Annotated in this window: 23 protein-coding genes and 1 pseudogene; 11 read left to right on the top strand and 13 right to left on the bottom strand. The window is 67.6% G+C overall.

The features are described 5' to 3' along the window. Nucleotides 1-177 precede the first annotated feature (177 nt). From ABAZ39_RS11250 to ABAZ39_RS11245, 3 genes and pseudogenes are all read left to right on the top strand, one after another. Nucleotides 178-708 (top strand): metallophosphoesterase family protein, encoded by a 531-nt coding sequence (locus ABAZ39_RS11250; protein WP_038529421.1) that lies wholly within the window; start codon nt 178-180, stop codon nt 706-708. Between the two features lie 88 nt (nt 709-796). Then, a pseudogene (locus ABAZ39_RS35535) lies at nt 797-955 on the top strand (transposase domain-containing protein); the annotation flags it as partial. 97 nt (nt 956-1,052) lie between these two features. Next, the gene (locus ABAZ39_RS11245; protein ID WP_038529419.1) at nt 1,053-3,776 is read left to right on the top strand and encodes a hypothetical protein; all 2,724 of its coding nucleotides are present in this window, start codon (nt 1,053-1,055) and stop codon (nt 3,774-3,776) included. A 668-nt stretch (nt 3,777-4,444) separates the two neighbouring features. Here ABAZ39_RS11245 and ABAZ39_RS11240 read toward each other — a convergent pair. The 3 genes from ABAZ39_RS11240 to ABAZ39_RS11225 form a co-directional block, all read right to left on the bottom strand. Continuing rightward, on the bottom strand, nt 4,445-4,747 hold the full coding sequence (locus ABAZ39_RS11240) for a DUF433 domain-containing protein (protein WP_051657958.1): 303 nt from the start codon (nt 4,745-4,747) through the stop codon (nt 4,445-4,447). 404 nt (nt 4,748-5,151) lie between these two features. Next, the gene (locus tag ABAZ39_RS11235; RefSeq protein WP_038529417.1) at nt 5,152-5,367 is read right to left on the bottom strand and encodes a hypothetical protein; all 216 of its coding nucleotides are present in this window, start codon (nt 5,365-5,367) and stop codon (nt 5,152-5,154) included. Between the two features lie 1,052 nt (nt 5,368-6,419). Next, nucleotides 6,420-6,659 (bottom strand): DUF4170 domain-containing protein, encoded by a 240-nt coding sequence (locus ABAZ39_RS11225; protein ID WP_014241380.1) that lies wholly within the window; start codon nt 6,657-6,659, stop codon nt 6,420-6,422. 201 nt (nt 6,660-6,860) lie between these two features. Here ABAZ39_RS11225 and ABAZ39_RS11220 point away from each other — a divergent pair, with 201 nt between their 5' ends. After that, nucleotides 6,861-7,568, top strand: a complete 708-nt coding sequence (locus tag ABAZ39_RS11220) for a cytochrome b/b6 domain-containing protein (protein WP_038529413.1) — start codon at nt 6,861-6,863, stop codon at nt 7,566-7,568. A 65-nt stretch (nt 7,569-7,633) separates the two neighbouring features. Here the strand turns inward: ABAZ39_RS11220 and ABAZ39_RS11215 are convergent, their stop codons facing one another. After that, on the bottom strand, nt 7,634-8,062 hold the full coding sequence (locus ABAZ39_RS11215) for a c-type cytochrome (protein WP_038529411.1): 429 nt from the start codon (nt 8,060-8,062) through the stop codon (nt 7,634-7,636). Nucleotides 8,063-8,324: 262 nt separating this feature from the next. On the opposite strand from ABAZ39_RS11215, the gene ABAZ39_RS11210 reads away from it, so the two are divergent. Continuing rightward, nucleotides 8,325-9,530, top strand: coding sequence for an aspartate transaminase (locus ABAZ39_RS11210; protein ID WP_038529409.1), 1,206 nt, complete (start codon nt 8,325-8,327; stop codon nt 9,528-9,530). A 180-nt stretch (nt 9,531-9,710) separates the two neighbouring features. Beyond that, complete coding sequence (locus tag ABAZ39_RS11205; RefSeq protein ID WP_038529407.1) at nt 9,711-10,058, top strand: hypothetical protein; 348 nt, start codon at nt 9,711-9,713, stop codon at nt 10,056-10,058. Between the two features lie 80 nt (nt 10,059-10,138). On the opposite strand, the gene nhaA is transcribed toward ABAZ39_RS11205, so the two are convergent. From nhaA to ABAZ39_RS11190, 3 genes are all read right to left on the bottom strand, one after another. Beyond that, a complete protein-coding gene (gene nhaA / locus ABAZ39_RS11200) occupies nt 10,139-11,365 on the bottom strand; it encodes a Na+/H+ antiporter NhaA (protein WP_038529405.1) in 1,227 nt (408 codons plus the stop codon). A gap of 153 nt (nt 11,366-11,518) precedes the next feature. After that, entirely contained in the window at nt 11,519-13,558 is a 2,040-nt protein-coding gene (locus ABAZ39_RS11195) for an elongation factor G (RefSeq protein ID WP_038529403.1), read from the bottom strand. A 246-nt stretch (nt 13,559-13,804) separates the two neighbouring features. Continuing rightward, a complete protein-coding gene (locus tag ABAZ39_RS11190; RefSeq protein WP_038529401.1) occupies nt 13,805-14,728 on the bottom strand; it encodes a ketopantoate reductase family protein in 924 nt (307 codons plus the stop codon). 304 nt (nt 14,729-15,032) lie between these two features. Here ABAZ39_RS11190 and ABAZ39_RS11185 point away from each other — a divergent pair, with 304 nt between their 5' ends. The 3 genes from ABAZ39_RS11185 (at nt 15,033) to ABAZ39_RS11175 (ending at nt 16,816) form a co-directional block, all read left to right on the top strand. Further along, nucleotides 15,033-15,476: a cache domain-containing protein gene (locus ABAZ39_RS11185; RefSeq protein ID WP_247881573.1), complete on the top strand. Its 444-nt coding sequence runs from the start codon at nt 15,033-15,035 to the stop codon at nt 15,474-15,476. A gap of 252 nt (nt 15,477-15,728) precedes the next feature. Further along, entirely contained in the window at nt 15,729-16,196 is a 468-nt protein-coding gene (locus ABAZ39_RS11180; RefSeq protein WP_035675596.1) for a Dps family protein, read from the top strand. A gap of 164 nt (nt 16,197-16,360) precedes the next feature. Beyond that, on the top strand, nt 16,361-16,816 hold the full coding sequence (locus ABAZ39_RS11175; protein WP_051657956.1) for a DoxX family protein: 456 nt from the start codon (nt 16,361-16,363) through the stop codon (nt 16,814-16,816). Nucleotides 16,817-16,850: 34 nt separating this feature from the next. Here the strand turns inward: ABAZ39_RS11175 and trxB are convergent, their stop codons facing one another. The 4 genes from trxB to ABAZ39_RS11155 all read right to left on the bottom strand — a co-directional run bounded on the left by trxB (nt 16,851) and on the right by ABAZ39_RS11155 (nt 20,504). Next, on the bottom strand, nt 16,851-17,837 hold the full coding sequence (gene trxB, locus ABAZ39_RS11170) for a thioredoxin-disulfide reductase (RefSeq protein ID WP_035675595.1): 987 nt from the start codon (nt 17,835-17,837) through the stop codon (nt 16,851-16,853). Between the two features lie 171 nt (nt 17,838-18,008). After that, nucleotides 18,009-18,653 (bottom strand): 2OG-Fe(II) oxygenase family protein, encoded by a 645-nt coding sequence (locus tag ABAZ39_RS11165; protein ID WP_038529398.1) that lies wholly within the window; start codon nt 18,651-18,653, stop codon nt 18,009-18,011. A 40-nt stretch (nt 18,654-18,693) separates the two neighbouring features. Continuing rightward, nucleotides 18,694-19,350 carry a 2OG-Fe(II) oxygenase gene (locus tag ABAZ39_RS11160; protein WP_038529395.1) on the bottom strand — a complete coding sequence of 219 codons (657 nt, stop codon included), beginning with the start codon at nt 19,348-19,350 and terminating at the stop codon, nt 18,694-18,696. 164 nt (nt 19,351-19,514) lie between these two features. Further along, nucleotides 19,515-20,504, bottom strand: coding sequence for a mitochondrial fission ELM1 family protein (locus tag ABAZ39_RS11155; protein ID WP_038529392.1), 990 nt, complete (start codon nt 20,502-20,504; stop codon nt 19,515-19,517). A 176-nt stretch (nt 20,505-20,680) separates the two neighbouring features. On the opposite strand from ABAZ39_RS11155, the gene ABAZ39_RS11150 reads away from it, so the two are divergent. Beyond that, on the top strand, nt 20,681-21,235 hold the full coding sequence (locus tag ABAZ39_RS11150) for an Lrp/AsnC family transcriptional regulator (protein WP_038529390.1): 555 nt from the start codon (nt 20,681-20,683) through the stop codon (nt 21,233-21,235). A gap of 239 nt (nt 21,236-21,474) precedes the next feature. Next, complete coding sequence (locus tag ABAZ39_RS11145; RefSeq protein WP_038531298.1) at nt 21,475-22,386, top strand: dienelactone hydrolase family protein; 912 nt, start codon at nt 21,475-21,477, stop codon at nt 22,384-22,386. A 143-nt stretch (nt 22,387-22,529) separates the two neighbouring features. Here ABAZ39_RS11145 and greA read toward each other — a convergent pair whose 3' ends face one another. Continuing rightward, nucleotides 22,530-23,003, bottom strand: a complete 474-nt coding sequence (gene greA / locus ABAZ39_RS11140; protein ID WP_081862970.1) for a transcription elongation factor GreA — start codon at nt 23,001-23,003, stop codon at nt 22,530-22,532. A gap of 82 nt (nt 23,004-23,085) precedes the next feature. Then, on the bottom strand, nt 23,086-26,337 hold the full coding sequence (gene carB, locus ABAZ39_RS11135) for a carbamoyl-phosphate synthase large subunit (protein WP_038529384.1): 3,252 nt from the start codon (nt 26,335-26,337) through the stop codon (nt 23,086-23,088). Nucleotides 26,338-26,504: the final 167 nt, after the last annotated feature.

Raw genomic sequence — 26,504 nt, 5'->3', positions numbered from 1 at the left:
TCGTGTAATGCCCTAATCAACCGCGTAATGCGAATAACGGAAAGTGCGGTGCTCGAATTTCGGATCCCGCCAGCGTTGGGAGATGGGCATCCTGGACGGCACCCGAGCAGAAGCCTTTGCGTTAGGGAGATGTTTGGGTGAACGGAACTCGCGACGGGGCATTCCGTTGCCTGGTCCATGGCAACGTTTTTCATTTCCGACACGCATTTTGGCGACCATCGTGTGATCTGGATGTACAAGCGGCCGTTCGCGACCGTCTCGGAGATGGATGCAGCCATGATCGAGAAGTGGAACGCCGTGGTCGGAGAGTATGACGAGATATGGCATCTGGGCGACTTCGCCGTCCGGTACTCGGCTGACCGCATCTCCGCCCTGTTGCGTCGGCTGAACGGGACGAAGCACCTGATCGTCGGCAATAACGACCCGGCCGCCACGATCGAGGCGCCAGAGTGGGAATCCGTCCAGCACTATCGAGAACTGACGGTGGATAGCGTCTCGCTGGTCCTCTGCCACTATGCCTTTCGGTCCTGGAATGGGATGTACCGCGGCCGGCTGAACCTGCACGGCCACAGTCATGGTCGGCTAGCTTCAATGAAGGGGCAGTACGACGTGGGCGCAGACGTGTTTGGCTTCGCCCCAGTCACCGTGACGCAAATCGTCCAGAGCCGACAACCGAGGCGCAGCAACAAGAGCAGAACCAACCCGTAGTCCAGTCGCACTGGGAGCGCGGCGAAGGTTGCCTTTCGCGCTGCGGTGAGGCGGTGATCACGATGGGGCACTGCGGTGACGAAGAGGACGCGCCGCGGCGATCTACACCATCGTGGAAACCGCCAAGCTCAACGACCTCGATCTGCAGGCCTACCTGCGCGACGTGCTCGTCCGCATCGCCGACCACCCAATCAGCTGCATCGCCGACCTGCTGCCCTGGAACATCGCCGTGGCATCCCCAGTCTGAACGCGGGGCAACCCACACTCGCCGCAGCCGTCAGCCGACGCTTACATCTGGATCGGGACAGTCTCGCTCCCTATACTGCAAGAAGCTGGGAGGATGAATGCGCGAATCCTTGAGGGCCGACTATGTAGTGCGATTGATCGACGGCATCTCGCGTATCGGGCCGGGGCCGATGTTCGAGCGCTTCGGTGCGAAGTTCCTCGACCATCATCTCAAGGTCACGCTGATCCATCGCGGTCTCAATCCGCAATTGAGCCCGGTCGGGCATACGATCGACAGCTATGACGATGCGGGGTTGACCGGAGCCGAATATTCGATCGACCAGGATTATTTCGCCGGCTCGATGCTGAAGGCGACGCGCGACTTGCTCCATGTGCTGCGCAAGCATCCCACCGTCGTTGACATCTATCTTCTGTCCTCGCAGAAAGCGTCTGAAGGCGTGATTCCTGGCTTCACCCAGGACGTGGCACAATGGCCCGGCATGCTTGAACGCAAGCTACATATCTATGATGCGCGCCGCATCGCCGAGGTGATTGTCGACGAACTGCTGCCGAGCGACGCCGCGATCGAGGATCTCGTCGAGCATTTGTCTGTGCTCGCCAACATCATCGACGATGCCGCCGCAAACCTCGCCGTGCCCGGCGTTGACGATCGCCACGTTGAACGGCCAGCCATTGGCGAGATGATAGCCAGAGCGCTACGCGAAACAGGCCCGGTCGTCACCATCGCGGGCATCGGCGGGCTCGGGAAATCGGAAGCCGCTGCGGCTTATGCCGCCGAGCATCGCGGTGATTACGATACCTGCATGTGGATCGACGGCGATGTGCTGCGCCGGCCCGAGGACCTGAAGGCGATCTCGCTCTGGCGCGGCGGAGACAGCCGCAACCTTACGGCGATGCTCGCCGCAAGGAAATGCCTACTGATCATCGACGACATCACAGACACGATCGACGCCGCCGATTTCGCGCACTTATGCGGACCGGGCTCGAACATCATCCTCACCCGGCGTGCTTGGCGCGAGGGCGATCTCACGCTTCCGATGCTGGCGGATAAAGAGGCCCGCTCGATCCTCGACCATGGCCTAGCGACGCCGTGCCCCGACGAGGTGTTCGCGCAGCTCCTCTTGACCGTCGGTGGCCATCCCTTGAGCCTCGCGCTGGTGAACTGCGTCGTCGCGGACGGCACCAGTTGGGCGGAAGTCGCCGAGGATTGCGCTGCGATTCCCGAGCTGACGCTGGGCGACCAGCGGCTTGCCGACCGGCTGCTCGGCCGTCTGGCCAACGCGCTCGCCCGCGAGCTGCAGCTGTTCGAATGGGCGGGACAGGCGAGCTGCGATCTCCGCTTCCTGCGCCGCGCCATCGGGCCGATCGGCATCGCGAAGCTCCGCCGGCATGGGCTGACCGCGCCCGACCGGCCGACCACGCTCAGGCTGCACGACATCATCCATGCGAGCGTCGTCGCCCAGCGCTGGCTCAACGCCGAGCGTGCCGCCGCGCTCGATGATCAGCTCGAGGCCTTCATCGAGCAACTGATGGCCGAGGAAGGTTTGGCGCTGAGGGTGCTTGCCTCAACGATGCGGGCGAAGCTCGAGGCGCTCGCTGCGGTTAAGCCGCGTGCCGCGTTTGTTGTCGCCCTGCTCGAGATCTGGAAAGCTGCCGAGACCCAGCCCGAGCTGCTAGCCGATCCGGCTACGGTAGTTGAGCGTCTCGCGGGGCGGGGCGTGCCGCCGCGGCCTGCCGAGGTTCGCGCTGTGATCGAGACGATCGAGGGGCTGTACCGCTTTGAGAAGCTCGGCGGCTATGAAGCCGCACGCGAGAGCCTGCGCGCCCGGCTGCCCATCTTCGAGCGCCTCTCCGCGATCGATGGGCTCGACTCGCGCTCGGTGACCGAGATCCAGCATCACCATGCCAAGGCGCTGAAGATCCTCGGCATGGATGCCGAGGCCCAGGCGATGTTCGAGGGCGTCCTCGTCGGCCCGCATCCGCTCCATGCGAGTCGGCTGCAGCTGGTGCGCCTGTACGGTCGGTCAAAGGACACCATCGACAAGGCTGCCGAGCAAGCTGACGCGATCCTCACCGCGGCGAGCAATCCCGGCGCTGTCTCGAGCAATGTCGTGCTCGCGACCTTGCAGGCGCTTCCGTCCGCGGGCGGAAGCTGGCGCCAGACGCTCTTCGACCGCCACGCCAATCTCATTGAGCGCGAGATCCTGGTCGCTGCGGAAGCCGGTGCGGACGATGCATTCCGCGCCTTTGCTGCCGCCGCACGGCACTGGTCGTGGCACGATCGCGACCGCCTGCTTCGCGTCTTTGCTGGGCTTGAGATGATCGATCCGGCCTCGCTCGAGGACAGCACCCGCGCGGCGTGCGGCGAATTGTTCGCCGAGGTTGCTAAGGGGCCCAACGGGGTCGAAGCCGGGTTCCAAGCGCAGGCGCTGCGCTACTATGAAGCGGTCGAGACACCGCAGGATTTCGGCCTCCAGAAGCACGGCCAACTGCTGGTCGAGATGGACAGGCCCGGCGAGGCCGAAGCGGTCCTGCTTCGCATCGGTAAGCCCCAGCCGTTCGCCTTCTATTGGCTTTCCAAGGCGCAGTTCGCGCAGGGCAAGCATGACGAGGCGATGGTCGCGATCGACAAGGCGCTGGACGGCTTGCTGTCCGGTCAGGCGCGCTTCCGGCCAACCTTTCTGGCGCACCGCTTCGAGGTCCGCCGCGCGCTGTCCGACCCCGCCGCGCGTGAGGATCTGACGGAAGCCCATCGCCTCTGCGAGGAGCCCAAGTACAAGGCGGCGCTTGAACGGCGGCTGGCCGAGCATTCCGCCGACTGATACCAATGGCATAAGAAAGCTTCAGATAATTGGATTTTCCTGAGTTTTCATGCGAATCATTGGTGAGACAGGGGACGCCAGCGATGTGGCACCCCCTTGGCTCGCTCCAGAGAACCTCAGCGGTCAGCGGACCGGCTCTCCCGCAGGCTCGTCACCCCAACCAACCCTCGGTGACGACAGAACGTGAGACGAGCCACCTTCAGCTCGGCAGGGACATGGGGTCTAGTCATCGTTGACGTGGATGGCTGCCGTCATCTGATCAAGCAGACCGGCACCACGGGAATCCACGACAAGGATCCATGCCGCGACGAGACGGTGATCGCCCTGACCGGCGGGCAACGCCTCATGCTGCCGCACCACCCCTGGAGGACGTGGTGGCTTGGCTCGGGCCGCTGCGGTGATGCGGAAGCGCCGTAGTCTTGTACCATATCAGGGTATGTAGCGGCGCGGTCGCGGTGCCCCCGGCGGGTGGCGATCGTAATCTTGTACCGTTTCCCCGTTTAGCGGACGGTTCACGGGCTTGGGACGAGCGGCGGAGCGCGGCCTTCAAACCCTCTAATGGTAGTTTCGCGCATCTCGTAACGGCGAATCGGCGCAACAGAGCCAATCGAAATAGCCGCCCCTCAGCGCGGGCGCCGGTCTACAAGGGCTCCTGCGGGAGCCCTTCTTCATTTCCGCCCCGGCCCCCGGCGCCGCACGCGCGTCGTCACCACCGTGTCCGGGTCTGCGGGGCTGATCGCCTTCTTGGGGCGCCCCATGGGAGGATTGGCCTTCGCCCACCGGCGGGCCAGATCGACGTCGCGCGCTGTCAGATCTGGATAAGCGCCGAGAATGCGCTTGAGAGGCAGCCCCGCCTCGGCCGAGGCGGCGACGTCGTAGACGGGAATCCGGGTGCCGCGGATGACCGGCGTGCCGGACAAGACCTCCGGATCCCGCACGACTAGGTCGCTCAGATCGTCCCGTTCGCTCATGCCGCCCTCCACTGTCGCGCCGACGAGCGTAGCACGGGGAATCCGCGCGAGCCATCCACCGGCCGGCCGGCCGACGGGGCGGCAGCCGCGGCGCCTAGTGGAAGATTCCCCGCCCGCCTGATGGAAGATTCCCCGGCCTCAGATTGCGGCGCCGCACGTGCGATCCAGGCGCAGTTGATGTGGCCACGGCGCCGGAAAAAACGGCTCAATCGCTTGATTCCAAAGCGTTTGTCCGGCAAATCGGCCAAAACGTGGAGTTGCCGGACAAAACCTTTCCTATCAACGACTTATCCGCTAATGAACAATCCCCTGGCCCGCCAAAAATCACCGCAGTGAAGCGATCCGCCGCTCCGCTTCCGACCGTCCCGGCTTGCGGCGTCGCAAGCGCCATGCCGGCGTGATCGTTACGCCGGCGCCCACGGCGCGAGCAGCCGGAGCTGGCGGGCCGCCTCGTGCGCGCTGCGATAGCCGCTGCCGAGCGCCCGGCGGATGCCCTGGGCGGCGACGCCGGCGTTGACTCGGCGCAGGTGATGCTCATGCTCCGCGCCGCAGTCGCTCAGCCGGAGATAGCGTGTGCAGTGATACGTGCCGTTGTCGTCCACCACCTCGGCCGCGGGCAAGACGACCCCATGTGCGGCGACGAGGTACGCGTGGCGCTCGTGATACGTTCCGGCGCCCGCGGGGGCCGCCCCCCCCCCCCCACCGCCGCGCCGCAAGGCAGGCGGCGATCGCGTTTTGCACCTCCGCCGGCAGCTCGCTCACCGGCCGTGTCCGCACCTCCATCCGAACCTCATCGCGCGCATCGGGCCAGGGATTGACCTCTCTGGGAGATGATCGTCAGCGCCGCGCGCTCGTGCGCACTCAGGTCGCCGTCGGCCGCCCGCGCGAGGACCGCCGCGGCTGCGGCTGCGCACGCCGCGTCCCGGGTGCTCTCGATTCCGTCGACCACGCGGTGCCCGGGGGCGGACACAAACCACCCACAGCCCCGCCACGACCGCCAGAGAATGAGCGTCCACGCTCCGGTGCGGGCGATCTCGCTGGGAAACAATCCACCGCTGGTCTCAGTCCAGATCATCCCGCCGCCCCCTCCAGCGCACAAACGCGACCCTGCGCCACCAAACGCGATTTTACCCTGGTATATGGTCCAGCGATGAGGACGGAGAGAAATTATTTCTGTGGATCGGCATCAGCGTTGACCCTCTATCGGCGTCCGCTTGCCCCCACATTGGCCGACCAAAGTCGTGTCCCTCCAGTGATTTACGGTGAATGGCCCTCTGCCGATGGGGGCATTGAAGCGCGCCGATTCACAGCCGTTACGGTGCGAGACGCCCTCTGCTGGCGCGTAGCGTTGTCCCCGCTTTCCAGCCCGCCGTGCGGGCCGGAGCGAAGCGAAGCATATCCACAGGCCCAAAAGCGCCTCCAACAGCGCACCTTTGGGCCTGTGGATATGTGGTAAGCGGGGGCAGCGCGGCTGGATTGGATGGCCCGCCGGTTACGATTATACGGCGCCTACCATTATACGTGAAGATTAGGTAGCGGCTTATAAGTGGCGGTTTTTACATACATAGTATGCCATCGGGGGGTCATCCCGCCGTGAAGAAGACCGCCATCGGGGGTCCTCAACGCAGCGGCGGCGCGGAGGGTTCCCCGCGCCGCCGTTTGGCGCCGTCCGTCAACCGTGCTTGTGCCCGTCCGCCGACGGATCGAGCAGCCGGTGCAGGTGCACGATGAAGTAGCGGGTGTGGGCGTCGTCGATGGTCATCCCGGTGGCGCCGCGCCACGCCTTGTACGCCTCGTCGTAGTTGGGGAAGATGCCCACGATGTGGACCTTCGTCGGGTCCACGAACTGGTCGGAATCGGGACGGACGAGTTCACCGCCGAAGACGAGGTGGAGAAGCTGCTTGTCGGGCATGACGCGGGCATCCTTGATTGGACGGGGTTGGGACGGATTTTTGAGTACGTCATATCCGTCGTCGGCCCGCTTCTTCAAGTGCAATGACAGTGCTGTACCGCCGCTCTTCCCCCTGATTGTCGCTTTTTTTCCGAAAGGTGGGCAAACGGCACCGCCTTGGGGCATAGTCTAAGGAAGAACAGACGAAGCGAGGGGTGATTCATGGTTGTTGGTAATACCACAAATCGGACGAAGGCCCGGCGCGAGGTGGCGGTCTGGGACTTGCCGACGCGCCTGTTTCATTGGAGTTTGGTCCTTCTGGTGACGGTTGCGGTGGTCTCCGCCAAGACCGACCGGATGACCATCCACATGCTGGCGGGGGAGGCGATCCTGGCGCTCCTGCTGTTCCGGCTCGTCTGGGGGCTGATCGGCAGCCAGACGGCGCGCTTCAGCCATTTCGTGAAGGGGCCGCGCGCCGTCCTCGCCTACGCCTGCGGAATGCTCCGCGCCGGGCGCGGCGGCACCGAGCCGGAGCCGGTCGTCGGGCACAACCCGATGGGTGGGCTGATGGTGCTGGCGCTGCTGGGGGCGCTGACGCTCCAGGCGGTGGCCGGCCTCTTCACCTCCGACGACATCCTGGTGGACGGGCCGCTGGTGGCGCTGGCGTCGGGGAGTGTCGTGGCGGGGTTCAGCACGCTGCACCGCATCCTGGCCGACGGAATCCTGATCCTGATCGGCGTGCATGTGCTGGCCGTGCTGGCCTATCTGCTGGTCAAGCGGGACAATCTGATCCGCCCGATGGTCACGGGGCGGAAGGCGATCCCGGCGGATGCGCCGGTCGATTCGCCGAAGCGTCGTCCGGCCACTCTGGCCCTGGCGGTGCTGGCCGCGGCGGCCGGGCTGGTGGCGGCGGTGGTGCAGGCGGGCTGAGGCCCGCCGCAAGGGTCCTTCCCCGCAAGCGGCGGGGAAGGACGTGTTTGCGGACCGGCCGGATATCAGTCGGCGCGGTAGCGCTCGTGGCAGGCCTTGCAGGCGCCGCCCACGGCGGCGAACTGCTTGGCGGTGGCGGCCTTGTCGCCGGACGCCGCGGCGGCTTCCAGCCCCTTGGCGGCCGCCTCGTAGGCCTGGGCCTTGGCGGTGAAGTCGGCGTTGTTCGCCCAGATGTCGGCCTTGGCCTTGGTGTCGCCCTTGTCGCTGCCCGCCGGGAACAGGGTGGGGATCTGGGCGGCGAAGGCGCTCATGCGCTGGGCGGCCGGGCCGACCTGGGCGACCTTGTCGCTCCCCAGCAGGTCCTTGATCTCGGCCATCGCGTTCTTGCTGGTCTGGAAACCGTCCTTGCGCGCCTTGATCGAATCCTGGGCCATCGCCGTGCCGCCGACGAGGAGCAGGGCGGCCGTGGCGGCCAGCGTGACGCGGGTGAGCATGCAGATCCTCCGGATGATGGGTTTGATTAGAAAGAGGTAAGATACCCCGTCCGCGGCGCGGGCTGTCAAGCCGGGCCTGTGCGGTGCAGCATCCGGCCTTTGCGCTGTACGATGCGTCCGTCTGCCGGGAAACCGCCCCGCCGGGGAGTGATCGGCTTGCAAGAGCAATAAGGCGGAAGTAAGGTCCCGCGTCGCGTTCGCGCGGTCATACCAAGTTCTCACCCCAACCTTCCGCCACCTTCGTCATAGGGGCCAGTACGCCATGTCGATCATCGCGTCCCGTCTGTCGCGCATCAAGCCCTCGCCGACCATCGCCGTCACCCAGAAAGCCCGCGAGCTTGCGGCGGCCGGTCGCGACGTCATCGGCCTCGGCGCCGGCGAGCCGGACTTCGACACCCCCGACAACATCAAGGACGCCGCCATCAAGGCCATCCAGGCCGGCGACACCAAGTACACCGCCGTGGACGGCACGCCCGCGCTGAAGAAGGCCATCTGCGCCAAGTTCGAGCGCGAGAACGGCCTGACCTACGCGCCCGACCAGATCACGGTCGGCGTCGGCGGCAAGCAGGTGCTGTACAACGCCCTGATGGCGACGCTGAACGCCGGCGACGAGGTCATCATCCCGGCCCCCTACTGGGTGTCCTACCCGGACATGGTGGAGCTGGCGGAAGGCACGCCGGTCTTCGTCTCCTGCCCGGCCGAGCAGGGCTTCAAGCTGCAGCCCGCCGACCTGGAAAAGGCGATCACGCCGAAGACCAAGTGGCTGATCCTGAACTCCCCGTCCAACCCGTCGGGCGCGGCCTACACGCGCGACGAGATGAAGGCCCTGACCGACGTGCTGGTGAAGCACCCGCAGGTCTGGGTGATGACCGACGACATGTATGAGCACCTGCTCTACGACGGCATCGAGTTCGTGACCCCGGCCCAGGTCGAGCCGGCGCTGTACGACCGCACGCTGACCGTCAACGGCGTGTCGAAGTCCTACGCCATGACCGGCTGGCGCATCGGCTACGCCGGCGGCCCGAAGGCGCTGATCAAGGCGATGGGCGTGATCCAGAGCCAGTCGACCTCCAACCCGACCTCGATCGCCCAGGCCGCCGCCGTCGAGGCGCTGAACGGCCCGCAGGACTTCATCACGGAGCGCGCCGCGGTGTTCGCCCAGCGCCGCGATCTGGTGGTGTCGATGCTGAACCAGGCCAAGGGCATCTCCTGCCCGAAGCCGGAAGGCGCCTTCTACGTCTACCCGTCCTGCGCCGGCACCATTGGCAAGACGACGCCGGACGGCAAGGTGATCGAGACCGACGAGGATTTCGTCACCTACCTGCTGGAGTCGGAAGGTGTGGCGGTCGTCCAGGGTTCGGCCTTCGGCCTCGCTCCGCACTTCCGCATCTCCTACGCGACCAGCACCGAGGCCCTGGAAGAGGCCTGCAAGCGCATCCAGCGCGCCTGCGGCAATCTGAGGGACTGATCTCCGGCGGCATTTGACCGGTCGTCGAAAAAGGGCCGGGGGCGAAAGCCTCCGGCCCTTTTCTTGTGCGCGGGATCGAAGGGGCTTTCACGCCTTGTGCGTGTGGTCGTCTGTGGTATGGGGCCGCGCCGTCATCGCCGGCGTCGCCTTTGGAGAACAACGATCAGGAGCATCCCGACGATGCCTTACGTCCCACCGACCCGGCGGAAAACCGCCGCAGCCACCTCCCTTCTGGCCAATCCGGGTCCCGACGATGGCAATCCCATCTTCGTGAAGGTGCCACAGGCGGACTGGGCCAAGCTGGGCTACCAATACACCCTGACCATCCAATGGCCGAACGTCGCCGTCGAGGGCACGGACCCGATCACGGTGCGCGCCCATGTCCACTACAAATGGAATGGCAATGGCTGGACCAAGATCGCGGGCAACGCCTGGATTTCCAAGCTGAACGACTGGAGCACCCAGGCCTCCGAGGCGGTCGTCGCGATGGCCCCCGGCCAGCCCCCGGACCAGAACTATCACCCTTGATGATCCACCCCTGACGGCGCCGACCTTCACGGCCGATGCGAGTTGGGGGGCAGGCGAGGGGGCCCGGAGGCCCCCTCCGCTCACGCGCGGCGGTCGGCCCCCGCGGCGTGCAGGGCCGGCGCGGCGTCCTTGGCCGAGACCAGCCGCAGGACCAGGGCGCCCGCCGTCGCCGACAGGATCGACCCGGCGAAGACGCCCACCTTCACCGCGTCGCCCAGCTCCGGCGAGGTCGGGAAGGCCAGCGCGCCGATGAACAGGCTCATGGTGAAGCCGATGCCGCACAGCAGGGCGACGCCGTAGAGCTGCGCGGTGCTGGCGCCGGCCGGCATGCCGGCGAAGCCGAGCCGGATGGTCAGCCAGGCGGTGCCGAACACGCCGACCATCTTGCCGAGGAACAGGCCGAGTGCGATGCCCAGCGGCAGCGGGCCGGTGAGGATCGAGGCGTCCATCCCGGCGAAGGACACGCCCGCGTTGGCGAAGCCGAAGACCGGCACGATCAGGAAGGCGACCCAGGGGTGGATGCCGTGCTCCAGCCGCAGCAGCGGCGCATGCGGGTCCGCCGCCGCGCCGGAGGCGGGACGCAGCGGGATGGTCAGGGCCAGGGTCACGCCAGCCAGCGTCGCGTGCACGCCCGACAGCAGAACCGCACCCCACAAGCTCGCGCCGAGGACCAGATAGGGCACGAGGCTGCGCACGCCGAACCGGTTCAGGCCGATCAGCGCCGCCAGGAGCAGCGCCGCCACGCCGAGCGCGGGCAGGGACAGGTCGGCGGTGTAGAACAGGGCGATGATGATGACCGCGCCCAGGTCGTCGATGATCGCCAGGGCGGTCAGGAAGATCTTCAGTGAGACCGGAACGCGCGGCCCGAGCAGCGACAGCACGCCGAGCGCGAAGGCGATGTCGGTCGCCGCCGGGATGGCCCAGCCGTTGACCGTGGCTTGGTTGCCGGCGTTGAAGGCGAGATAGACCAGCGCCGGCACCAGCATGCCCCCCGCCGCGGCGACGCCCGGCAGGATGCGGCACGACCAGGTGGAGAGCTGGCCGTCGAGCATCTCCCGCTTGATCTCCAGCCCGACCAGCAGGAAGAAGATCGCCATCAGGCCATCGTTGATCCAATGGCCGATGCTGAGCCCGAGGACGTAGCTGTGGAGCGTGTCGAAATAGGCGGCGGAGAGGGGGGAGTTCGCCACCACCAGAGCCAGCGCCGCGGCCACCATCAGCAGGATGCCGCCCGACGCCTCGTTGCTCATGAAGTTGCGGATGAAGGCTGCCGGGCGCCGGCCGGCGGGTTGCCTGTGAGCATCCATGGCGCGCCATTCCTTTCGTATACGGTCAATTAATTCGGTCGGCTGACACGTGGGGATGCGGAGGGGCCACGGACAGGTTGAATCGACCGGATTGAACCGAAAACGACCCCCTCTCCCGCTCCCGGAAAGGAGCGGGAGAGGGAATTCGAGGATTTATTGCGCGGCCAGCGTCTCCTTGCGGATCTCCACCGCCTTGTCGGCGGCCTTGCCGGTCAGTTCCTGCAGCCGTTCGAAGCTCCAGGTGAAGGTGCCGACGCCGAGCGACAGGGAGCGCAGCTCGACGATCAGGTCGTGCATCTCGGCCTGCGGCAGATAGGCCTTCACCTCGTCCCAGCCCTGCCAGCCGGGGCGCGCGTCGTAGCCGAGGATCTGCCCGCGCCGCCCGCTGACCAGCCGCTGCACCTTCGAGGTGAAGTCGCTGGGCACGGCGATGGAGACGGTCAGGATCGGCTCCAGCAGCACCGGTTCGCAGGCCGGCAGCGCCTCGGTCATCGCCTGCCGGGCCACCGTCTTGAAGGCCATCTCGGAGCTGTCCACGGCGTGGAACTGCCCGCCGGTCAGCCGTACCGCGAAATCCACCACGGGGAAGCCCAGCGGCCCGCGCACCGCGTAGTCGCGCACGCCGGTCTCCACCGCCGGGATGAACTGGCGCGGCACGACGCCGCCGACGATGCCGTCCTCGAACTGGAAGCCGGTGCCGCGGGGCAGCGGCTTGACCTCGACATGGATGTCGGCGAACTGGCCGTGGCCGCCGGTCTGCCGCTTGAAACGGGCGTGGTGGGCCGTGCCCTTGCGGATCGACTCGCGGTAGGGGACCTGCGGCGGCACGCCCTTGACGGTGACGTTGAACTTGTTGCGCAGCCGGTCCATGGCGATCTGGAGATGGATGTCGCCCTGGCCCCACAGCACCAGCTCGCCGGTGTCGGTGGACTGGTCCAGACGCAGGGACGGGTCCTCCTCGACCAGCTTCTGGATGGCCGCGGTCAGCTTCACCTCATCGTTGCGGTTCTGGGCGTGCAGGGCGAGGCCGAAGACGGGTGGCGGCAGCTCCGGCCACAGCGCCGACCGGCCGGCGTTGCCCTTGTCGGTCAGCAGGTCGCCGGTCGCCGCCTTGTCGAGCCGGCCGAGCGCCACCACCTCGCCGGCCGCCGCCTGGGACAGCTTCTCCTGATTGTGGCCCATCATGCGGAAGACGCCGGACACCCGCTCCCCGCCCAGCGTCATGCCGTCGTTGACCGTGCCGCGCCAGACCCGGACGAGGCTGATCTTGCCGGCGTGCGAGCCGTTCAGCGTCTTGAAGACCTGGGCGGCCACCGTGGCGTCTGCCGGGATGCCGGCGCGCTCCGCCGAGGTGGCGACGTCCGGCCCCTCGTGGCGCAGCGCCTTCAGCAGGCGGCGGATGCCGTTGTCGTTCTCCGCCGAGCCGAAGAAGACCGGCACGATCAGGTCGTCGGCCAGTTCGCTGGCCAGTCGGTCGTAGACCTCCTGGGTGTCGGGGGCGACGTCCTCCAGCAGCTTTTCCAGAAGCGCGTCGTCATAGTCGGCCACCGCCTCCAGCATCTCCTGCCGCGCCTCGTGCTCGCGGTCCTTCAGGCTGTCGGGGATCTGGACGAGGTTGGACGGCTTGTGCGGGTTGAAGTGCCAGGCGCGCTCGCTGACCAGATCGACGAAGCCGGTGATCTTCCCGCCCTCGCGGATCGGCACCTCGCGCAGCACCAGCTTGCGCGCCGACACCGCCTGATAGGCCTGCACCACGTCGCGCACCCGCAGGTCGCCCAAGCTGTCCACCTTGTTGATGAACAGCAGGTGGGGGATGCGGTTGTCGTCGAGGAACTTGAACAGGGGGGCGAGCAGCACGGCCTTTTCCGGTGCGGCCTCCGCCACGATCACGGCGACGTCCGCCACCATCAGGGCGCTTTGCGTCTCGCAGGCCAGCTCCACCGAGCCGGGGCAGTCGAGCACGCTCCAGCGTTCGCCCAGGAACTCGAAGGAGGCGACGTTGACCTCGACGCTCATCTGCCGGGCCTTGGCCTCGGGGGAGCTGTCGCCGACCGCGTTGCCGTCGCGGACGCTGCCCTTGCGCGTGGTCGCCCCGGCGGCGGACAACAGGCTTTCCAGAAGCGATGTCTTGCCGCTGAGATAGGGGCCGACCAGCGCAGCGCAGCGGGCCGTCTGGATCTGTGTATGGGTCATGCACACCTCCCGTATGGCGTCTTCCCGTGTGGGCATCGGCCGGAACGCCGGGTGGCCTGGGTGGGCCGGGTGGGACGCTGTGGCCGGAAGCACCGGCGGCGCGCATGGCCCTGACAGGGTGCCGGACTGGTCCGGTGCTTTGAAAACAGTGCCTTTTCAAGGTTATGGTCCACCCGTGGCGGGGGACCTGTCGATGGAAAAAAGGGGCGGCATGACGTCACGCCGCCCCCGCTGGGGTGTCATTCCTCAGGGCGGTCCGTCGGCGTAGGGCGCCAGGGCCGCCGCGACCACCCGGTGGACGGGCGTCGGCACCCCCAGCTCCGAGCCGAGCTGCACCACCGCCCCGGACAGCCAGGGCAGCTCCAGCCGCCCGCCCCGCATCAGGTCGTTCAGCATGGACGAGGTCATGGCGGGCGGCACGCCGTCGAGCAGCGCCTCGACGCGGGCGACGATGCCGGTGCCAAGATCGATGTCGCGGGCGCGGGCCAGCCGGGCGACCTCGGCCACCGCGTCGAGGAACAGGGCGCGGCTTTCCGGAACGCGGCGGATCACCCCGGCGGGCTGGCGGGTCAGGGCGGTGACCCCGCTGAAGGGCGCCAGGAAGGCGAATTTCTCCCACTGCGCGCGCAGGATCGCCGCGGACAGCACCGCCTCGAACCCGGCCGCCTCGGCCAGCGCGTGGAAGGCGGTCAGCCGGGGCGAGGGGCGCCCGTCCAGCTCTCCGTAGGTCAGGCGGGCCAGCGTCCCGGTGTGGCGGATCACGCCCGGGGCGGCGATGGTGGCGCCGATGTGGGCGACGCCGCCCGCCACATGCTCCCGCCCCAGGATCTGGCACAGCGTGTCCATGCCGGTGACGCCGTTCTGCACGGTGACCACCACGGTGCCCGGCTTCACCAGGGGGCGGCAGGCCTCCGCGGCGCGGTCGGTGTCCCACAGTTTGACGGCGAACAGCACGAGGTCCACCGGCCCGACCTCGGCCGGGTCGTCGGTTGCGCGGACGTCGGTCAGATGCAGGGGTGCGGCCTCGCTCTCGATGCGCAGTCCGTCGCGGCGGATGGCTTCCAGATGCCGGCCGCGGGCGATGAAATGCACCTCGGCTCCGTGGGTCGCCGCGAGGCGTGCGCCGAAATAGCCGCCGACCGCGCCCGCCCCCATGATTGCGATGCGCATGCGTTGCTCCTCCCAAATGCGGTCCGGGCCGGCGCGCACCGTTGGATGGAGCCGATCGATCGGCGGAGGCCGGGCGGGCCTTTGGTGCCGGACGCTGGGGACAGTGTGGCGCGCGCGGAACTTTGCGGCAATAGGCCGCAGGATTGCGGATTGCCGGAGGCCGACTTTCTTTCGACAGTGGGCGAACCGATCGGCGCCCCTTTCCGCATCACGTTCCCGCATTGGCCGGTCCGGGGGATTTGCCATGGGATGTATCATCAGCGCCTTCGTCCGAGTGCCGCCGCTCCGCGTCTTATGGGTTCTGTTGACCGCTCTTCTGGTCGCGACGGTCCACTCCGCGGCTGCCCGCGCCCAGCCCGGCGATCCGGAGCGGGAGCAGGTCCGCGCCGTCGCGCTGAAGGCGGCGGAGTTGATCGCCGCCCGGGGGCTGGAGGCGGCGGCGGCGGCGTTCAACCGCGACGGCGAGTTCAGGCACGGCGCGCTCTACGTCACGGTCATCGACTTCGCCGGGGTGTGGAAGGTCTATCCGCCCCGGCCCGCCGGGGTCGGGGTCAGCGTGATCAACGTGAAGGACCCGGACGGCCGCGACATCGTCCGCGACATCCTGTCGGTGGCGCGGGACTCGGGCGAGGGCTGGGTGGAGTACCGCTGGTTGAACCCCGCCAGCGACCGGATCGAGCCGAAAACCACCTTCGTGAAGCGGGTGCCGGGCCAGGATCTGGTCGCCTATGTCGGGCTGTACCATTGACGCCGCGCGGCCAAGTGTCCGGGGCGCCCGATACTGATGCTTGATACGGATGCTGTTGCGGCGCACATCTTGACCCGCACCGGGCGCGCCCAAGCTTGTCGGGGTGGCCTTCACGGCATGCCGGGGCATGCGGGTTGCGCAGGGCTGCTTTTTAGAAAGTTTCTAAAGTAGGGTCTTTACCCGGGGCGCAGCGGGGCGTAGCCTCGATTGCAGCCACGAATGGAAGACAACCCCTCGGAGGATTGGGAAACCATGCAGATCGACATCGGGATCGCGGAAGCCGACCGCAAGGCCATTGCCGAAGGCCTGAACAACGTGCTCGCCGACACCTTCGCCCTGTACCTGAAGACGCATTCCTTCCACTGGAACGTCACGGGGCCGATGTTCAACACGCTCCACACCATGTTCATGACCCAGTACACGGAGCTGTGGACCGCCCTGGACGAGGTGGCGGAGCGCATCCGCGCCCTTGGCTATCCGGCGCCGGGCAGCTTCTCGCAGTTCACCAAGCTCGCCTCGATCAAGGAGGAGCAGGGCGTTCCGAACGCGCAGGAGATGCTGCGCCAGCTCGTCGAGGGGCACGAGGCCGTCGCCCGCACCGCCCGGAAGGTCTTCCCGACCGCCGAGGAGGCCAACGACCAGCCGACCGCCGACCTGCTGACCCAGCGCCTGCAGATCCACGAGAAGACCGCCTGGATGCTGCGCTCCATGCTGGAGTAGTCGGCGCCGAACAGCGGTTCGCGATTCGACTTTGTGATTCGGCGGGGCGCCGTCCTTCGGGGCGGCGCCCCGTCCTTTTTGGGCCAAACACAACAACAGGGGGAAACAACCGGGCGGGACCGCGCGTTCTCCTTGGATGTCCGATGGACGCGGGAGAGGGCGCCATGGCCTCCTACAATTACGACCGAGCGCGGGGAGCGGACCGGGCGGCGACGGGCGGGCAGGATGTCCTGCTGCTGGCCGCGAGGCTGCTGATCGGGGCGATTTTCGTGCAGAGCGGCTTCGGCAAGCTGATGGACCTCGGCGCGTTCGCCGGGAGCCTGGAGGGGCAGGGGCTGCCCATGCCGATGCTGCTGGCCGCGCTGGGCGGTGCGGTGGAGTGCTTCGGCGGGCTGGCCGTGGTGCTGGGGGCCTGGACGCGGCTGGCCGCGGCGGCGGTGGTCCTCTTCACCATCATGGCGACGCTGATCGCCCACCGCTACTGGACCTACCCGCCGGAAGCCCAGGGGATGCAGCGCATCCAGTTCATGAAGAACCTCGCCATCATCGGCGGCTTCCTCGCGCTGATCGCCGCCGGAGCCGGGCGGTTCAGCGTGGACGGTTTGATGAACCGGCGGTAGGAGGGGGCCGGGCGACCGGCCCCCCGACCACCGGTTACCAGTTGCCCGCCGGGCTCGGCTCGCCCTCGTGGTGAGCCAGCCAGCGCTCGGCCTCCAGGGCGGCCATGCAACCCATGCCGGCGGCGGTGACGGCCTGCCGGTAGATCTTGTCCTTCACGTCGCCCGCCGCGAAGACGCCCGGCACGTTGGTGGCCGTCGAGTCGGGGGCGGTGACGATGTAGCCCTCGGAGTCGGTCTCCACCTTGCCCTGGAAGACGGCGGTGGCCGGGACATGGCCGATGGCGACGAAGACGCCGGCCACCGGGATCACCCGCTCCTCGCCCGACTTCACGTTCTTCACGCGCACGCCGGTGACGCCGCGCGGGTTGCCCAGCGAGCCGTCGCCCTCGCCGACGATCTCCTCGACGACGCTGTCCCACACCACTTCGATCTTGGGGTTGCGGAACAGCCGGTCCTGCATGATCCGCTCGGCGCGGAAGCTGTCGCGGCGGTGGATGACCGTCACCTTGGAGGCGTGGTTGGTGAGGTACAGCGCCTCCTCCACCGCGGAGTTGCCGCCGCCGATCACCGCGATCTCCTTGCCGCGGAAGAAGAAGCCGTCGCAGGTGGCGCAGGCCGACACGCCGAAGCCGCGGTAGATCTCCTCGCTGGAGATGCCCAGCCAGCGCGCCTGCGCGCCGGTCGCGATGATGACGCTGTCGGCGGTGTAGGTGTCGCCCGAGTCGCCCTTGCAGACGAAGGGGCGCTGGCTGAAGTCGACGTCGGTGATCAGGTCGAAGACCATCTTGGTCCCGACATGCTCCGCCTGCTTCTGCATCTGCTCCATCAGCCACGGCCCCTGGATGGGGTCGGCGAAGCCGGGATAATTCTCGACGTCGGTGGTGATCATGAGCTGGCCGCCCGGCTGCATCCCCTGCACCATCAGCGGCTGCAGGTTGGCGCGCGCCGCGTAGATGGCCGCGGTGTAGCCGGCAGGACCGGCGCCGATGATGAGAACCTTGGTGTGGTGGGTGCTGGGCATCGCTCTGTCCGTCACGATCTGATCTGATGCGGACCATAGGGCCGCGCCGAACATATGGTCCAGTTCCGACGCGCTGTCATCGGAAAGCCTGCCATGCCGGCCCATCATGGTGACGATGCCTCACCCCGACCACCGGGGGGACCACCCGGGGGACCATCCGGGGAATGCCCCTCAATAATGGACCGGCGCGGCGCCCTTGCGGTTCTTCAGCCAGGCGCCGACGCGGTGGCGCCACTGCTCGTGCCAGATGTAGACGCTGTTGCGGACCCAGTTCATTTGCACGGCGCGGCGCCGGCCCTCGAAGGAATGGTGCCCGTGCCAGGAGGTGTCGGAGCGGCGGAAGCACAGCAGCGTGCCCTCGTCCGGCGGCACCTCGGCGGCGTAATCCTCCAGGTTCGGGCTGCGCAGGACGCGCAGGCGCCCGCCCGACGCCTCCCAGGGCGGGTTCATGTAGATCAGGACGGTGACGATCTTGCTGGCCGAATCGGGGTGGATCTTGCCGTCGGTCGCCCGGCACATGCCACGGGCGGTGAACATGGTCGGGTAGCGCGACAGCTCCAGCCCGAACTTCTCCGAAAAGGCTTGGCAGACCGCCTCGCCGCGCAGCTCCTCGATCAGGGCGTCGAAGGCCGGGCCCTGCGGGAAGACGCCCAGGGGGATGGAGCCGGGCTTGTCCACCTTGGGGTAGTCGCGGTGCAGCGCCTCCAGATGCTCCGGCTTCACGAAGCCGGGGACGCAGAGGAAGTCGAACGGATCGTGCTGCAGCGGGGTGGCACGGAAGCGGTCCAGATCCAGCATGGAGGTGGGCATGGACATGGGGCGGTCTCCAGACGGCTGCAATTCAGGCCACGGCAATTCAGGCGACAGGGGTGTCGGGGAAGGCCAGTTCGTGGCGGGCGCGCCATTCAGGGCCGACATAGTTCACGATGATCGACTTGCGCACGCCGCGGATCGGGCGCGGGGCGAAGCCATGCCACGTGTTCGTCGCGGGAACGAAGACCAGCCCCCCGTTGAAGGCGTAGGGCGCGCGGGTGACGACGGTGCGTGTGGCGTCCAGCACGTCGGTGCCCCAGTCGGCGCAGTCCGGCCCCTTGGAGAGATAGATCAGCATCGTGAACTTCTTCACGCCGATGTCGGTGTGCGGCTCCAGCCAGAAGCCGTCGGTGTCCTGGCAGTATTCGATGCGCAGCGAGGTGCCGGCCAGATCGACGCCGCAGGTGCGCCGGATCGCCTCCGTCACCGCCCGGCGCTGGAAGGCCGTGGCGACCGCGTCGCAGACGGGATGCTCGGCCCGGCTGCGGGCGCAGAAATAGCTGCGGGTGGCGTTGTTGGTGTCCCGCTTGCCCATGGTGTCGCCGACCGGCGGCGGCGCCCAGGGCAGTGCGGCGATGCCCTCCGCGGCCTCGTCGGTGAGCGCGCGCGACAACAGCCAGTGGCGATACGGGTCATCCTTGGTTGGGGCGTTGTCCAGGCAGCGGATGAAGGCATCCTGGACCGCGTCAGGCGAAACCATGCAAAAAGATCCAATGCGTCCCGGCGGTAAAAGCGAATTACCACAGGGCGGCACACGCGCTAAATGAATTAGCGTTCATGAACCTTTTGACAGGATTCCGGTCTGAACAGCATAAGCATACCTTGATACGCCGCGGCGTTGCGGAGTGTGATGCACACCGGATTTCAGGCGCTGTGCTTGGCGCGGTGGGCGAGAAGCCGATGGCGCAACTCTTCGGCGACTTGCCGGGTATCGTCCAACGTTGGGTAGGTCCACTGTTCCAAGGCGCCGGTGAAGGGCCGGGTGATGCCTTCCTTGTAGAGTTCTTCGTGGAAGCTGCGGAACTTGGGCGAGCCGCCTTCCAACTCGATCACATAGACCGGCTTTCCGGTGGAGCAGGCTTCCGAGGTCATGGACACGCTGTCGCAGGTCACCACCACCGCGTCGGCCAAGCCGAGATAGGCGAAATAGGGGTTCTCCCCCGTGCCGTCCCACACCTCCGCCGGCAGGCCGTTCAGGCGGGCGCGCAGGATCGCCTCGTTGTCGGCGCCGGTGCGGCGCGACGGGGTGACCATCAGCCCGGCCCCCTTGCCGCGGGCCAGTTCCGACAGCTTCTCCGCGACGTCGCCCATGATGGTCGGGGTCAGGGCATAGACACCGTTGGTGCCGCCGATCAGCACGGCGACGCGCGGGTGCGGCAGGTCTGCGAGCCGGGGGGCGTGGCGCTGAGCGGCCTCGGCCAGCAGCTTGGGCGTCACGCGGTGCAGGGCGCCGCGGGTGGCCATGACGTTGGGGCCGCGCAGCCGGTCGTGGCGGGGCACCACGACGAGGCCGAAATGCCGCGGGTTGATCTGCGGGTCCTGGATGTAGACGGTGAAGGTCCGCCCGCGCGACTGCTTGCTGGCGGCCAGCAGCGGCGCGATGGCCTGGCGACCCGAGCCGATCATCAGGTCGGGCCAGGGCGCGCGGATCGGATCGCCCTCAGGCCCGGCGGCGAAGCGGTTGCCCAACCGTAGGAAGGGGCTGAGCTGGCGCCACGGGCTGCGCAGCCGCACGCGCTTCACGACGGGGGTGAGGCCCAGCGCCTCGGCAAGGCCGATGCACTGGTTTTCCATGCCGGGCTTGCCGTCCGACACGACCCAGCAGGTAAGGGAACCGGAAATGGTGGAATGCATCGTCACACGAATGGTTTGGAGGTGCGGCTGGTTGTCGCGCCTGGGTGGGCGTCGGGGCGGGATACATCGATAGAAAGTTTTTCCACCGGCGCCGATACGGGTTTCTTGCTTGGCGTGGATGGCTGCGCCGTGTAATATCCTTTCTTCAAATCACCCCCGGAGCGACCGAGCAAACCATGCGGCGGGTCAAACTCGACCGAATTGACCGGCGGATTTTGCGCGACTTGCAAAATGACGGCCGGATGACCAACGTAGAACTCGCGAGGCGTGCCGGCATCTCTGCCCCTCCGTGTTTGCGGCGTGTCCGCGCCTTGGAAGAGGCGGGCTTCATCCGCGGCTACCACGCCGACATCAATCCCGACGCGCTCGGGTTCGGTGTCACCGTGTTCGCCCAGGTCGGCCTGTCCAGCCAAGCTGAAGTGGACCTAAAGAAATTCGAGGAACTCGTCAACTCCTGGCCCATGGTGCGTGAGTGCAACATGCTGGCCGGCGAGTATGATTTCCTGCTGAAGATCGTGGCGGAGGATTGGGACGACTACCAGCGCTTCCTGACCACGAAGCTGACGGCGGCGCCCAACGTGTCGCATGTGAAGTCAGCCCTGTCGATCCGCACGTCGAAGCACACGCCCGGTGTGCCGATCGACGTCGACTCGCCGGACATTCCCGACTCGCTGGAGGATGATGACGAGGAGGACGAGGGCGAGTCCTCGACCCGAGTGGCGCGCCGCTGACGCGGCGCCGCACCGACGCGAAGCCTTTTCCAGGACAGCCGGCACCGCACCCCGCGCATGGGATGTGGTGCCGGCTGTTCGCGTTTCGGGAGCGCGGCCCTCGCGCAACTTTGTGACACCGAGCGTTTCCAAAAATGGATTCCTGCCCGTCTTCGCACGTGCGATGCTTCCACACGGCGAAGGTGCTAAACTTGCGCGCAACCGACTCCGCCGATTTTGCCCGTGACCGGGAGACGATGATGGCCTCACCCCGCCGCCGTGCCCTTCCGCCGCGCCTCCTCCTGCCGACGCTGGCGCTCGCCGCCGCCTTGGCCCTGCCGCCCCTGCTCGCCTCCCCGCCGGCCGTGGCGGCCACGCCGGGCGTTCATGCGGAGGAGATCGTCCGCTTCCCCTCGCTCGACGCCGACCTGACCAGCGGCGCCCCGACGGCCCTGACCGGTCGCTTCCTGCGTCCCAAGGCCGACGGCCCCTATCCCACCGTCGTCCTGCTGCATGGCTGCAGCGGCCTTTACGCCAACACCGGGCGGGTGTTGGCCCGGCACATCGACTGGGCGCTGACGCTGCGCGAGCAGGGCTACGCGGTGCTGATGGTGGACAGCTTCGGCCCGCGCGGCGTGGCGGAGGTCTGCACGGTCAAGGACCGCCCTGTCCGGGCGACCGAGGAGCGCAAGCGCGACGCCTGGGCGGCGCTGGCCTATTTGCGCGCGCGCAGCGACGTCGACAGCGACCGGATCGCCCTGATGGGCTGGTCGCAGGGGGCGGGCACGGTGCTGGCCGCCTATGGGCCGGGCGGGCAGGGGAACGGTTTCCGCGCCGCCATCGCCTTCTATCCCGGTTGCCGGACGCCGCTGGGCGACGCCGACTGGCAGCCGGAGGGCCCGCTGCTGATGCTGCTGGGCGGCAAGGACGAGTGGACCCCGGCGGAGCGCTGCCTGGAACTGGCGAACCGCGAGCCGGTGAAGGAGCGCACCGAGGTGGTGGTCTACCCCGACGCCCATCACGGCTTCGACTCCCCTCATTCGCCGCTGCGCAAGCGCCGCAATCTGGCGACCGCTCCGGCGGGCGAGGCGATGGTCGGCACCGACGAGTCTGCCCGCAAGGACGCCATCGAACGGGTCACCGCCTTCCTGGCGGAGCGGCTGCGGGGATAAGGGTGCCCTAGGATAAGGGTACAAGGTCATGGGTGAGAACAAAACGCCCCGCACCGGCTGTCGGTGCGGGGCGTTTCATTTCGGCTCGCGGTCGGTGGCGGGGCGGTGTCTTGCGAACCGGCCCCTGAAGCTTGAACCCGCGCTTACTTGAAGGCGACGGTGACGATCTCGTAGACCTTGGAGCCGCCCGGCGTGGAGACTTCCACGCTGTCGCCGACCGACTTGTTGATCAGCGCGCGGGCCAGCGGCGCCTGGATCGACAGCATGCCGTTCTTGATGTCGCTCTCGTCCTGGCCGACGATCTGGTAGGTGATCTCCTCGTCGGTGTCCTCGTCCGCGAGCGTGACGGTGGCGCCGAACTTCACCGCACTGCCGGACAGCTTCGTCGGGTCGATGACCTCGGCGCGGCTGATCTTGTCCTCCAGCTCCGCGACGCGGCCCTCGATGAAGCTCTGGCGTTCACGCGCGGCGGTGTATTCGGCGTTCTCCGACAGGTCCCCGTGCTCACGCGCCTCGGCGATCGCCTTGATGACGTTGGGCCGTTCGACAGTCTTGAGGTGCTTCAACTCCTCTTGCAGGCGGTTGTATCCCGCCGCAGTCATTGGAACTTTTTCCATCGTTCAATCCATCACCATGCCGACGCAGCGCCCTGGGAAAGCTACGGCGCGGCGGAGGAGGTCCGCCGCGCCGTAAACCGTCCTAATAGGAACCGCTAAGGTACGACTGCAACGGCGCGACTTCAAGGCTGCCGTTCCGGAGTGCGGCAATCGCTTCCACCGCCGCGCGTGCACCGGCCATGGTGGTGTAGTAGGGCAGGTTGTAGGTCAGCGCCGTGCGCCGCAGGCTGAAGCTGTCGGACAGGGCCTGCGCGCCGTCCGTGGTGTTGATGACCAGATGCACCTCGCCGTTGATCATCGCGTCGACGATGTGCGGCTGGCCTTCCACCACCTTGTTGATCGACTCCGCCGGGACGCCGGCCTGGCGCAACGCCGCCGCGGTGCCGGTGGTCGCCAGGACGCGGAAGCCCATGGCGTGCAGCTTCTGCCCGATCTGCACGGCCGACGGCTTGTCGCGCTCCTTCACCGAGATGAAGACGGTGCCCTGGACCGGCAGGGTGACGCCGGCGCCGAGCTGCGACTTGGCGAAGGCCAGCGCGAAGTTGTGGTCGAGGCCCATCACCTCGCCCGTCGACTTCATCTCCGGGCCGAGCACGATGTCGACGCCGGGGAAGCGGGCGAAGGGGAACACGGCCTCCTTCACGGCGGTGTGCGGCGGGGTCGGGCCGTTCAGCGTGAAGTCGGCCAGCTTCTCGCCGGCCATGACGCGGGCGGCGACCTTGGCGATGGCGGTGCCGGTGGCCTTGGCAACGAAGGGCACCGTGCGGCTGGCACGCGGGTTGACCTCCAGGATGTAGACCGTGCCGTCCTTGACCGCGAACTGGACGTTCATCAGGCCGACGACGTGCAGGGCGCGGGCCAGCGCCTCGCCCTGGCGGCCGATCTCGGCGATGGTCTCGGCGGGCAGCGAGTAGGGCGGCAGGGCGCAGGCCGAGTCGCCGGAATGGATGCCGGCCTCCTCGATGTGCTCCATGATGCCGGCGATGTAGACTTGGCCGGTGGCGTCGGCCACCACGTCCACGTCCACCTCGATGGCGTCCTGCAGGTAGCTGTCGATCAGCACCGGGTTCTTGCCCGACACCTTCACGGCGTTGCCCATGTAGCGCTTGAGCCCGGCCATGTCGTGGACGATCTCCATGGCGCGGCCGCCCAGCACGTAGGACGGACGGATGACCACGGGGAAGCCGATCCGCGCGGCGACCGTCTCCGCCTCCTCCAGCGACCGGGCGAGGCCGTTGGCCGGCTGGAGCAGGTTGAGCTGGTGCAGCAGCTTCTGGAAGCGCTCACGGTCCTCGGCGAGGTCGATGGCGTCCGGCGAGGTCCCGAGGATCGGGATGCCGGCCTTCTCCAGCGCGTCGGCCAGCTTCAGCGGGGTCTGGCCGCCGAACTGCACGATGCAGCCGAGCACCGTGCCGTTGCGCTGCTCGACGCGGACCAGCTCGATCACGTCCTCGGCGGTCAGCGGCTCGAAATACAGGCGGTCGGCGGTGTCGTAGTCGGTGGACACCGTCTCCGGGTTGCAGTTGACCATGATGGTCTCGATGCCGGCCTCGCGCAGGGCGTAGACGGCGTGGACGCAGCAATAGTCGAACTCGATGCCCTGGCCGATGCGGTTCGGTCCGCCGCCCAGGATGACCACCTTCCTCTTCTCGGTCGGGTCCGATTCGCACTCGGCGGCACCCGTGCCGTCGGTCTCGTAGGTGGAATACATGTAGGGCGTGCGGGAGGCGAACTCGGCCGCACAGGTGTCGATACGCTTGAAGACCGGCGTGACCCCGGCAGCGCGGCGGGCCTCGGCGACCTCACCCTCGCTTTTGCCGGCCAACTCGGCCAGACGGGCGTCGGAGAAGCCCATCTGCTTCAGCGCCTGCCAGCCGGCCTTGTCGGTCGGCAGGCCGCCGCTGCGGATCGCCTGCTCGCGGTCCACGATGGCCTTGATCTGCTCCAGGAACCACGGGTCGTACTTGGAGACCTGCTGGACCTCGGCGACGGTGAAGCCGTGGCGGAAGGCCTGGGCGATGACCAGCAGGCGGTCCGGCGTCGGGCGGGCCAGCGCGCCGCGGATGGCGGCGGCGTCCGGCGTGTCGCTGTCGCCGATGCGCACCTCGTTGAAGCCGGTCAGGCCGGTCTCCATGGAGCGCAGCGCCTTCTGCACCGACTCCTGGAAGGTGCGGCCGATCGACATGGCCTCGCCCACCGACTTCATCGAGGTGGTCAGCAGCGGCTCGGTGCCGGCGAACTTCTCGAAGGTGAAGCGCGGCATCTTGGTGACGACGTAGTCGATCGTCGGCTCGAAGCTGGCCGGGGTGGTGCCGGTGATGTCGTTGGTCAGCTCGTCCAGCGTGTAGCCGATGGCCAGCTTCGCGGCGATCTTGGCGATCGGGAAGCCGGTGGCCTTCGAGGCCAGGGCGGAGGAGCGCGACACGCGCGGGTTCATTTCGATGACGATCAGGCGGCCGTTCGCCGGGTTCACCGCGAACTGGACGTTGGAACCGCCGGTCTCCACCCCGATCTCGCGCAGCACCGCGATCGAGGCGTTGCGCATGATCTGGTATTCCTTGTCCGTCAGCGTCAGCGACGGGGCGACGGTGATCGAATCGCCGGTGTGGACGCCCATCGGGTCGATGTTCTCGATGGCGCAGACGATGATGCAGTTGTCCGCCTTGTCGCGGACGACCTCCATCTCGTACTCCTTCCAGCCCAGCACCGATTCCTCGATCAGCACCTCGCCGACCGGGCTGGCGCGCAGGCCGCCGCGCACGATGTCCTCGAACTCGGCGCGGTTGTAGGCGATGCCGCCGCCGGTGCCGGCCAGCGTGAAGCTGGGGCGGATGATCGCGGGCAGCCCGACGAACTCCAGCGCCTCGGTCGCCTCCTGCATGTTGCGCACGAGGCGCGAGCGCGGCGATTCCAGGCCCAGCTTGTCCATGGCGTCGCGGAACAGGATGCGGTCCTCGGCCTTGGCGATGACGTCGCGCTTGGCGCCGATCATCTCCACGCCCAGCCGCTCCAGCGTGCCGTCGTCGGACAGGGCCATGGCGGTGTTCAGCGCGGTCTGGCCGCCCATGGTCGGCAGCAGGGCGTCGGGGCGCTCCTTCTCCAGGATCTTCGCCACCACGGCCGGGGTGATCGGCTCGATGTAGGTGGCGTCGGCCAGACCCGGATCGGTCATGATGGTGGCCGGGTTGGAGTTGACCAGGATGACGCGGAAGCCTTCCTCGCGCAGCGCCTTGCACGCCTGGACGCCGGAGTAATCGAACTCGCAAGCCTGGCCGATGACGATCGGCCCCGCGCCGATGATGCAGATGGATTTGATATCAGTGCGCTTGGGCATGGGTCCGCTTCTCGACGTTCGTGCAGCAAAAGCCCCCTCGCGCCATTGGCCCCTTTCGGGGCGCGGGTGTGAGGGGGCACGGATCAATATGTCGTTGCGAGGCCCCTTTATAGGGAACAAGGCGGCGCGGGGGAAGGGGTGGGATGATGCGCGGGCCACATGTCTGA

Source organism: Azospirillum argentinense (assembly GCF_000632475.1).
GTDB lineage: Bacteria > Pseudomonadota > Alphaproteobacteria > Azospirillales > Azospirillaceae > Azospirillum > Azospirillum baldaniorum.
The sequence above is the reverse complement of the archived record's forward strand: the minus strand, read 5'-3'. Positions and strand labels throughout refer to the sequence as shown.